Consider the following 9,680-nt stretch of genomic DNA (forward strand, 5'->3'; position numbering starts at 1 on the left):
ACGCAAGCATGCCCACCCTGGGAGAAGTAGCCAGCTCTCGCGATGCCGCGCTCTACGTGGTCAAGCTGGGCAGCGCGAGCCTCGCCCACCGCCAGGTCTTCGACGAACTCCTCGCGCTGCACAGGCGCGGCGCCCGGCTGCTGGTCATCGCGGGCGGAGCGGCCGGCATCACGGAGCACTACCGCCGCACCGGACGCGAGATCCGCACGGTGACCTCGCGCGACGGCGACGCGATACGGTACTGCCCGCCGGATGAAATACCGCATATCGTCGCGGCCTACGAGCAGATCACCCTGCCCCTGATCGAAAAGGAACTGGCCGACCGCGGCATGTCCGTGTTCGCCACGGTCGCCCGTGCCGGTTCCCTGGTACGGGCGACGGCCAACGGCCCGCTGCGGGTGGTCGAGGACGGCAGAACACGGCTGGTCCGCGACCATCGCGCGGGCACCGTGAGCTCCGTGGACGTACCCCGGCTGACCAGTCTGCTGGCCACCTTCGACGTGGTGTGCCTGTCGCCACCGGTCGCCGACACCGAGGGCGGCACGGCCCTGAACGTGGACGCCGATGTGCTGGCCGCCGAGGCCGCGAAGGCCCTGGACGCCGACCATCTCCGGCTGGTCACCGGCACCGCGGGTCTGCTCACCGACCCGGACTCGCCCACCAGCACCCTGCGCCACGCCATTGCCGGCGAGGGACAGGACTACGCCCGCGGCCGGATGCGGCAGAAGGTCCGGGCCGCGGAGATCGCCCTCGCGGGCACCTGCGACATCGCCATCACTGGGCCGCACACCCTGTCCACCTCCGAGGCCACCTGGTTCTGGCGGGCACCGGCTCCGGCGGCGGACCTCACCCTCCTCGCCCGCGCCGTCGAGCTGTCCTCCGTCTCCCGGGACGAGAGGGAGATCGCGGAGTTCCTCGTCCGGTGGTGTACCGAGAACGGGATCGACGCCGAGATCGACGCGGCCGGCAATCTGGTGGCCACCCGCGGTACGGGCTCCCGGCGGCTGCTGATGCTCGGTCATATCGACACCGTGCCGCACCGCTGGCCCGCCCGCTGGGACGGTGAGGTCCTCACCGGACGCGGCTGTGTCGACGCCAAGGCCAGCCTGGTGACGTATCTGGAGACGCTGGCCGAACTGGACCTTCCCGACGATGTGCAGGTGCGCGTGGTCGGGGCGGTCGAGGAGGAGATCACCGCGGCCGGTGCCTTCCACGTCCGCGATCACTATCCGGCCGACGCGGTGATCATCGGTGAGCCGAGCGGCGCCGCCGCGCTGACGATCGGCTACTACGGCCTGGTCAAGGTCCGGCTGAGCGTCTCCGAGCACACCGAGCACACCGCGGGCAAGGGGGTCAGCACGGCGGGCGACCGGATGGTCGAATCGCTGCGCGCCGTCCGCCAGGCGGTCGAGCGGCTGGACCAGGAGGCCATGACCGCGGTGCTCGGGATCCATGCGCTCAACCACGGCGATGTGCAGGCCGGCGAAGCGGTGGTGGATGTACGGGTCCCGCCGCAGCTCGACGTCGACGAGCTGCTGGCCGCGCTGCGGGCCGCGGTCGCCGCCCCGGTCGAACTTGAGGTCCTGCGGGCGACCCCGGGGGTTTCGACAGGACGCTCCAGCAGCCTCGTGAAGGTCTTCCAGCGTGCGTTCCGGACCGCTGGTGTGACACCTCGGTTCCTGCTCAAGAAGGGCAGCAGCGATATGAACACCTTGGCAACCACATGGCAGAACATCCCCATGGTGGCCTACGGGCCCGGTGATGCGAAGCTCGATCACACCCCGCACGAGCACATCGACGCGGCCGAGTTCCGGGCGGCCCGGGCCGTGCTGGCCACGGCGGTCCGAGAGTGGAGCGCGCTGTGAGCCACCCCCCGTACTGCACCTGCCGGCCCGGCGCGACCATCTGGCTCACCGGTCTGCCGAGCGCCGGAAAGAGCACCATCGCCCGCGCCGTCGCGGAGCTGCTGCGCGCCGGGGACCGGCGGGTGGAGGTGCTCGACGGCGACGAGCTGCGGATGTCGCTCTCCTCCGAACTGGGCTTCTCCCCCGAGGACCGGCGCCGCAATGTGCAGCGGATCGGCCTGGTGGCCGAGGTGCTGGCGCGTAACGGCGTCACCGTGCTCGTCCCCGTGATCGCGCCGTACGCCGATGTCCGCGAGGCGGTGCGCACCCGGCACGAGAAGAGCGGGACGGCATTCCTGGAAGTGCATGTGGCCACGCCGGTCGAGGTGTGCTCGGCACGGGATGTGAAGGGGCTCTACGCCAAGCAGGCCACCGGGCAGATCTCCGGGCTGACCGGGGTCGACGCCCCGTACGAGGTGCCCAAAGCACCGGATCTGCGGATCGAGCCGCATCTGCAGACCGTGGACGAGTCCGCGGCGGCCGTACAGACGCTGCTCATAGAGAAGGGACTGGCATGACCACCGCGGCACCACGCGCCGGCGACACCGGCAGTCCGTACGCGCTCGCGCACCTGGATGTGCTGGAATCGGAAGCGGTGCACATCTTCCGTGAGGTGGCGGGCGAGTTCGAGCGGCCGGTGATCCTGTTCTCCGGCGGCAAGGACTCCATCGTCATGCTCCATCTCGCGCTCAAGGCCTTCACCCCGGCCGCGCCGCCCTTCGCGCTGCTGCATGTGGACACCGGGCACAACTTCCCCGAAGTGCTCGACTACCGGGACCGCACGGTGGCCCGGCACGGTCTGCGGCTGCATGTCGCCTCGGTGCAGGAGTTCATCGACGCGGGCAGGCTCCAGGAGCGGCCCGACGGGACCCGTAATCCGCTGCAGACCGTGCCGCTGCTGGACGCCATCGAGAAGAGCCGCTTCGACGCGGTCTTCGGCGGCGGCCGGCGCGACGAGGAGAAGGCGCGCGCCAAGGAACGGGTCTTCTCGCTGCGCGACGAGTTCGGCGGCTGGGACCCGCGCCGCCAGCGCCCCGAGCTGTGGCAGCTCTACAACGGCAAGCACTCCCCCGGCGAGCACGTCCGCGTCTTCCCGCTGTCCAACTGGACCGAGCTGGACGTATGGCAGTACATCGCCCGCGAGAAGATCGAACTGCCGTCGATCTACTACGTCCACGAGCGGAAGGTCTTCCGCCGCAACGGGATGTGGCTGGCGCCGGGCGGCTGGGGCGGCCCGAAGGAGGGTGAGCAGCTCGAACTCCGGCAGGTGCGCTACCGCACCGTCGGTGACATGTCCTGCACGGGGGCGGTCGAATCCGACGCCGACACCGTCGAGAAGGTGATCGCCGAGATCGCCGCCTCCCGGCTGACCGAACGCGGCGCCACCCGCGCCGACGACAAGCTCTCCGAGGCCGCCATGGAAGACCGCAAGCGCGAGGGGTACTTCTGATGATCGTTGACACATTGCGTTTCGCGACCGCCGGCTCGGTGGACGACGGCAAGTCCACCCTCGTCGGGAGACTGCTGCACGACTCGAAGTCGGTGCTGTCCGACCAGCTGGCAGCCGTGGAAGCGGCCTCGCTGCGACGCGGGCAGCAGGCACCGGATCTCGCGCTGCTGACCGACGGGCTGCGCGCCGAGCGCGAGCAGGGCATCACCATCGACGTCGCCTACCGCTACTTCGCCACCCCCAGGCGCCGGTTCATCCTCGCCGACACCCCCGGCCATGTGCAGTACACCCGCAACATGGTCACCGGCGCCTCCACCGCCGACCTCGCCGTCGTCCTCGTCGACGCCCGCAACGGCGTCGTCGAACAGACCCGCCGGCACGCCGCGGTCACCGCGCTGCTGCGCGTCCCGCATGTCGTCCTGGCCGTCAACAAGATGGACCTGGTCGACTACGCCGAGCCCGTCTTCGCCGCCATCGCCGAGGAGTTCACGACGTACGCGGCCTCGCTCGGCGTACCGGAGATCACCGCCATCCCGGTCTCCGCGCTGGCCGGTGACAACGTCGTGGAGCCCTCGGCCCACATGGACTGGTACGGCGGACCGACCGTGCTGGAGCACCTGGAAACCGTGGCCGTCGTGGCGGACCCGGCCGGGGACGCGGCGCGTTTCCCGGTGCAGTACGTCATCCGGCCGCAGACCGCCGAGCACCCCGACTACCGCGGCTACGCCGGCCAGATCGCCTCCGGCGTACTGCGCGTCGGCGACGCCGTCACCGTCCTGCCGTCCGGCCGTACGAGCACCATCGAGGCGATCGATGTCCTGGGGGAGGCCACGGACGCGGCCTGGGCTCCGCAGTCCGTCACCGTCCGGCTGGCGGACGATCTGGATGTCTCCCGCGGCGACCTGATCGCGTCGGCCGCCTCGGCCCCCACGCCGACCCGGGACGTCGAGGCGACCGTCTGCCATGTCTCGGACCGCCCGCTCCATCCGGGTGACCGCGTACTGCTCACGCACACCACCCGCACCGTCCAGGCCATCGTCAAGGAGATCCCCTCCCGCCTCACCCTGGGCGACCTCTCGCAGCACCCCGCTCCGGGCGCGCTCACCGCGAACGACATCGGCCGTATCGTCGTCAGAACCGCCGAACCGCTCGCCCTGGACGCCTACGCCGACTCCCGGCGCACCGGCTCCTTCCTCCTCATCGACCCGGCGGACGGCACCACCCTCGCCGCCGGAATGGCAAGCACGGCCGTGTGATGGGGGCGGCCAGAGTCCATACCGTCGCCGTGGTGGGGGCCGGTGCCGCCGGCACCCTCACGGCGGCCCGGCTGCTCGACGCGGCGGACACCGCGCGGCTCCCCGTCGAGGTCCAGCTGATCGACCCGGCGGCGGCGACCGGGCAAGGAGCCGCGTACTCCACCACCGACCCGCGGCACCTGCTGAACGTGCCGGCCGGCAAGTTGAGCGCCCGCCCCGACCGGCCGGACGACTTCACCGCCTGGCTCACCGGGAAACTGTCCCGGCGGGTCGGCTCCGGGGAGTATGTGTCGCGCCTCCACTACGGCCACTATCTGTCCGATCACCTGGCACGGGCCATCGACGGCACCGCCCACGGCCGCTTCCGCAGACGGCACGAGCGCGTCGTGGACCTGGTCGACGACGACGGTCTGCGGCCGGTGTTCTCGTCGGGAGCGCAGCTGCGTGCCGACTCCGTGGTGCTCGCGCTCGGCCAACTGCCCGCCGGCGGCGGCTGGTTGCCCGGCCCGGTGACCTCACCGGGGATCCTTTCCGATCCCTGGGCGCCGGGCGCGCTCGACAGGGTTCCGCCGCACTCCGATGTGCTGCTGGTGGGCACCGGGCTGACGATGAGCGACCTCGCACTCACGCTGGCGCGGCCGGGCCGTGTCGTCCACGCGGTCTCCCGCCACGGCCTCGTACCGCAGCGCCACACGCCGCAGCCACTGCCCGCGGTCACCCCGCCCCCGTACCGCGAGTGCGGTGATCTGCCGTCCCTGCGCCGGATGGTGCTGCACCAGGCAGCGGTCTGCCGGCGTCTTTACGGGGACTGGCGTCCGGCCATCGACGGTCTGCGGCCCTGGACCGCCGCGCTGTGGCAGCGGATGACGCCCGAGGACCGGCGCCGCTTCCTCGCCGAGGACCACCGCCACTGGGAGGTGCACCGGCACCGGATGCCTCCGCAGACCGCCGACGCGCTGTCCGCGGCCCGCGCGGACGGCAGGGTGAGCATCACCGCCGGCCATATCGTCCGCGCCACGCCCACCGACAGCGGCGTACACCTCCGGCTCTCCGACGGACGCCCCCTGCACGTCGGTGCCGTCGTGAACTGCACCGGAGCGCAGCGCGCCCTGCACGAATCGACCGACCCCCTCATCAGCTCCCTGCTGAGCACCGGCCTCGGCCGCGCCGGCCCGCTGGGCCTCGGTCTCGACACGGCCGACGACGGAAGGCTCCTCCCGGCCGCGGGGCGCCGCCCGGCGCCCGTGTGGACCCTGGGATCCCTGCGGCTGGGCAACCTGTGGGAGACCACGGCGATCCCCGAGATCCGCGTCCAGGCGGCGGAGGTCGCCGCCGGTGTGGTCGCGCACGCGCTGCGCCCGGCGCGGGCGTCCGTCACGGCAGCGGGAAGGGGAGCTCCAGGCCGGTGAGCGTGTCGGGGCAGCCGCAGGTGCGTTCCTTCGGCAGCCGGTCGAGGGTGTCCAGGACGAGCCCGCGCAGCCGCTCGGTGTTCTCGGCGAAGACCCTGAAGACCTCCTCCTGCGACACGCTCTGCTGTGCGTCGATGCCCGCGTCGAGGTCGGTGACCAGGGCGATCGCGGTGTAGCACAGGGCGAGTTCACGGGCCAGTACCGCCTCGGGGTGCCCGGTCATGTTGACCAGCGACCATCCCGCGGCGGCGTACCACTGCGACTCGGCGCGGGTGGAGAACCGCGGCCCCTGGATGACGACCATCGTCCCGCCGTCCGTCGCCCCGGTCCCGGCCGCGGCGGCCGCCTCCAATGCCGCCTGCCGCCCGTGCGAGCAGTACGGGTCGGAGAACGAGACATGCACCGCGCCCTCCTCGTAGAAGGTCTGGACGCGGCCGCTCGTACGGTCCACCAGCTGGTCGGGGACGACGACGGTGCCGGGGCCCAGATCGGGGCGGAGCGAACCGACGGCGCACGGTGCCAGGACCTGGCGGACGCCCAGCGAGCGCAGAGCCCACAGGTTCGCCCGGTAGTTGATCCGGTGCGGAGGCAGCGCGTGGCCGCGCCCGTGACGGGGCAGGAAGGCGACGCGCCGGCCGCCGACCTGGCTCAGGGTGATCGCGTCGGAGGGTTCGCCGTAGGGGGTGTCCACGGTGATGCGTTCGGCGTCGGCGAGGAGTTCGTAGAAGCCGCTGCCGCCGATGACGGCGAGGTCGGCCGCGGGGGCAGTGGTTCGGGTGGTGGTCATGTGTCCTGTCTCGCTCACGGGGTCCGGGTCGAGGGGGCGGGTGTGGTGCCGCCGGGGTGGGGCGGGGGATCCAGCCGGGCCAGGTCGGCGAGGACGGGGTGGCCGTCGACGGACGGTCCGCGGGGGTCGTCCGGGCGGCGCACCGCGACGGTCTGCCATCCGGCCGCCGCGGCGGCGTCCAGCTCGGCCCGCACATCGCTCAGGAAGAGCGTCTGCCCGGGGGGCACGTCCAGGGCGCGGCTGATCGTCCGGTAGGACTCCGGCTCCCGTTTGGGCCCGGCCGTCGTCAGATCGAAATAGCCGTCGAGCAGGCCGGTCAGATCGCCGTGATTGCTGTGGGCGAACCAGTGGCGCTGGGCAAAGACCGAACCGGAGGAGTACACATGGCGTCCGATGCCGGCGGCCTGCCAGCGGGCCAGCGCCGCCGGTACATCGTCGTAGACGTGCCCGTGCAGGGTTCCGTCGGCGTAACCCGCCGCCCAGATCTCGCCCTGCAGCGCCTTGAGCGGGGCTGCCTTGACGTCGGCGTCGGTCCAGGCGTGCAGTGCGGCGACCGCCCCCGACTCGTCGAGGTCCGGTGCTCCGGTCGCCGCGCGGATACCGTCGAGCACGCTCGTCCAGCGGGCTTGGCCGCGGTGGGCGGCGAACCACGCGGCGAACCGTTCGCGCGCGTAGGGGAAGAGCACCGTGTGCACATGGTCGGCCGAGCCGGTGGTGCCCTCGATGTCCAGGACGACGGTGCGTACGGGGGCGAGGTTCACGGCGCCGCCGGCTGCGGGGGCACCGCCACGAGTGCGTCGAGGGAGGGGAACGCACGGGCGAGGGGGTCACAGGTGAAGTCCCCGACCCAGCCGTCCTCCTCCTCGAAGAAGCGGATGGCCACGAAGTCGGGGCGGGTGCCCATGTCGAACCAGTGCCGGGTGCCGGCCGGTACCGACAGCAGATCGCCCGCCTCGCACACCGTGGCGTAGACCTTCTCCTCCAGGTGCAGGTAGAAGCAGCCCCGGCCGTGGGCGAAGAAGCGCACCTCGTTCTCCGCGTGGCGGTGCTCCTCCAGGAAGGTGGACCGGGCCTTCGCCGCCTGTTCGGCCCATCCCGGATCAGTGCTCGGGTGCAGCCGCGCCACGTCCACGACCTTCATTCCCTCGCGGCCGCACAGTTCGTCCACCTGCGCGCGATAGCGCTCCAGCACCTCGGCGCTGTCGTCCTGGGGCGTGACGGGGCCGCGGACCGGCCAGTGCCGTAGCTCCACGCCGTGGCCGGCGAGCGTCCCGGCGATCGTCGGTGCGTCGGTGGTCCGCAGCAGCACGGTCTGCGGTGCGTCGTCCGGCATCACCTGAAGGAGCGTCATGCGGTCTTCCCTTCCAAGGACGTGACGGGCCGCGCCGGCCAGTTGCCGGCGTCGAGCAGAACGAGGTGGCAGATCGCCTCCATGCACTCCAGCCGGTTGCGCGCCTGCGCCAGATCGCGGCCCCAGACCGTGATCCCGTGGTCGGCGATGAGCAGCGCGGGTGGTGCCTTCGGCCGGGATCGCAGGTGGTCCGCCACCTCGGTGGCTATCCTCCCGACATCCGCGTGGTTGGGGAAGACGGGCACTTCGGTGGCGGACGGATCCCTCAGGCCCAGGCCCTTGAGAAGTTCGAAGCCGCGGAGCGGGAGCAGGGTGGGGCCCGCTTCCGCCCTCTCGCGGGCCCAGCGGCCGGCGACCGCCGTCGCGTAAGGGGCGTGCACATGGATGACGGCCCGGGCGTCCGTGGTCCGGTACACCGCCGCGTGGATGGCGGTCTCCGCGGAAGGCGGGGGTCCGTCGGCGGCCACCGGCCGCGCGGTCTCGGCGTGTACGGCCACCATGTCACGGGCCGTCAGCTCGCCCTTGTCCCGCCCGCTGGCGGTGATCAGCGCCGTGCCGCCGGCGGTGTCCGCGCGGGCCGAGACATTGCCGGAGGTGCCGGGCATCCAGGCGCGCTCGTACAGGGTCCGTGCCATGGCGGCGATCTCGGCGCCCAGCCGCTGCCCGTCCGGGAGTTCCGCGGGCTCCTCCCGGGGCCGCTGCACCCGGCGCTCGGAGACGATCGCGGTGATCAGCTCGGCGGGGGTGACATCGAAGGCGGGGTTGAAGACGGCGGTCCCGGCCGGGGCCACCGGTGCGCCCGCGCACTCGACGACCTCGGCGGCGGCGCGCTCCTCGATGGTGATTCCGGCGCCGGTCGTCAGTGCGGGATCCCGGGTGGACTCGGGTGCGATCACCAGGAAGGGGACGCCGCTGCGGGCCGCGGCGACCGCGACGCCGTACGTACCGATCTTGTTCGCCACATCGCCGTTGACGGCTATCCGGTCGGCGCCCACCAGTACGCAGTCCACCATGCCGGAGGCGATCGCGGCGGCGGCCGCGGAGTCGACGCACACCCGGTGCGGCACATCCGCCTCACGCAGCTCCCACGCCGTGAGCCGGGCGCCCTGCAGCAGCGGGCGGGTCTCGTCCACGAGCACCTCGGCGACCCGTCCCCGGGCGGCGAGTTCGAGGATCACGCCGAGGGCGGTGCCCACCGCGGTGGTGGCCAGGCGGCCGGTGTTGCAGTGGGTGAGCAGCCGCAGCGGGCGGTCGGGCAGCAGGGTGCCGAGCAGGTCCGCCGCCCGTCGCACCATCGCCGTGTTCACCTCGGCATCCTCGCGCAGCATGGCCAGACCCTCGTCGAGGACGGCTCCGTGGCCCCCGTCGAGCCGGGAAAGCACCCGCCGGACGGCCCACTCCAGGTTGACCGCGGTCGGGCGGGCGGCCACCAGCCGCCGGGCGTCCGCCCGCACCGCCGGCTCGTCGACGCCGCCGTGGGGCCCGGCGTGCCGCCGGGCGGACAGCGCCACACCGAGCGCACC

General features: G+C 72.4%; 9 protein-coding genes. 5 read left to right on the plus strand and 4 right to left on the minus strand.

What is annotated here, in order from left to right; all coding sequences use genetic code 11:
• Positions 1-8 precede the first annotated feature (8 nt).
• The 5 genes from DY245_RS13605 to DY245_RS13625 are packed head-to-tail and all read left to right on the plus strand — an operon-like array spanning position 9 to position 6,019.
• Entirely contained in the window at positions 9-1,865 is a 1,857-nt protein-coding gene (locus tag DY245_RS13605; RefSeq protein WP_128507054.1) for a M20/M25/M40 family metallo-hydrolase, read from the plus strand.
• The gene (gene cysC / locus DY245_RS13610) at positions 1,862-2,422 is read left to right on the plus strand and encodes an adenylyl-sulfate kinase (RefSeq protein WP_128507056.1); all 561 of its coding nucleotides are present in this window, start codon (positions 1,862-1,864) and stop codon (positions 2,420-2,422) included. Before DY245_RS13605 ends, cysC begins: the two co-directional genes overlap by 4 nt.
• Positions 2,419-3,354 carry a sulfate adenylyltransferase subunit CysD gene (gene cysD / locus DY245_RS13615; RefSeq protein ID WP_128507058.1) on the plus strand — a complete coding sequence of 312 codons (936 nt, stop codon included), beginning with the start codon at positions 2,419-2,421 and terminating at the stop codon, positions 3,352-3,354. Before cysC ends, cysD begins: the two co-directional genes overlap by 4 nt.
• Positions 3,354-4,610 carry a sulfate adenylyltransferase subunit 1 gene (locus tag DY245_RS13620; RefSeq protein ID WP_128507060.1) on the plus strand — a complete coding sequence of 419 codons (1,257 nt, stop codon included), beginning with the start codon at positions 3,354-3,356 and terminating at the stop codon, positions 4,608-4,610. Before cysD ends, DY245_RS13620 begins: the two co-directional genes overlap by 1 nt.
• Before the next feature lie 32 nt (positions 4,611-4,642).
• Complete coding sequence (locus DY245_RS13625) at positions 4,643-6,019, plus strand: FAD/NAD(P)-binding protein (RefSeq protein ID WP_244943026.1); 1,377 nt, start codon at positions 4,643-4,645, stop codon at positions 6,017-6,019.
• Here the strand turns inward: DY245_RS13625 and DY245_RS13630 are convergent.
• From DY245_RS13630 to mtnA, 4 genes are all read right to left on the minus strand, one after another.
• Complete coding sequence (locus DY245_RS13630) at positions 5,985-6,806, minus strand: S-methyl-5'-thioadenosine phosphorylase (protein WP_128507069.1); 822 nt, start codon at positions 6,804-6,806, stop codon at positions 5,985-5,987. The two genes, DY245_RS13625 and DY245_RS13630, sit on opposite strands and share 35 nt — an antisense overlap.
• Positions 6,807-6,820: 14 nt before the next feature.
• On the minus strand, positions 6,821-7,567 hold the full coding sequence (gene mtnC / locus DY245_RS13635; protein ID WP_128507071.1) for an acireductone synthase: 747 nt from the start codon (positions 7,565-7,567) through the stop codon (positions 6,821-6,823).
• Positions 7,564-8,157: a 1,2-dihydroxy-3-keto-5-methylthiopentene dioxygenase gene (locus DY245_RS13640; protein WP_128507073.1), complete on the minus strand. Its 594-nt coding sequence runs from the start codon at positions 8,155-8,157 to the stop codon at positions 7,564-7,566. Before DY245_RS13640 ends, mtnC begins: the two co-directional genes overlap by 4 nt.
• On the minus strand, positions 8,154-9,680 hold a 1,527-nt coding region (gene mtnA / locus DY245_RS13645; protein ID WP_128507075.1), incomplete at its 5' end, for an S-methyl-5-thioribose-1-phosphate isomerase. The genes mtnA and DY245_RS13640, both read right to left, overlap by 4 nt.

This window comes from Streptomyces inhibens (genome assembly GCF_003389455.1).
In the GTDB taxonomy this organism is placed as follows: domain Bacteria; phylum Actinomycetota; class Actinomycetes; order Streptomycetales; family Streptomycetaceae; genus Streptomyces; species Streptomyces inhibens.

What these genes read in the sequence shown, in the direction of transcription:
- DY245_RS13640 (WP_128507073.1), bottom strand. Translation starts at nt 8,157, where the DNA reads ATGACGCTCCTTCAGGTGATGCCGGACGACGCACCGCAGACCGTGCTG.
- DY245_RS13605 (WP_128507054.1), top strand. Translation starts at nt 9, where the DNA reads ATGCCCACCCTGGGAGAAGTAGCCAGCTCTCGCGATGCCGCGCTCTAC.
- DY245_RS13620 (WP_128507060.1), top strand. Translation starts at nt 3,354, where the DNA reads ATGATCGTTGACACATTGCGTTTCGCGACCGCCGGCTCGGTGGACGAC.
- cysD (WP_128507058.1), top strand. Translation starts at nt 2,419, where the DNA reads ATGACCACCGCGGCACCACGCGCCGGCGACACCGGCAGTCCGTACGCG.
- DY245_RS13630 (WP_128507069.1), bottom strand. Translation starts at nt 6,806, where the DNA reads ATGACCACCACCCGAACCACTGCCCCCGCGGCCGACCTCGCCGTCATC.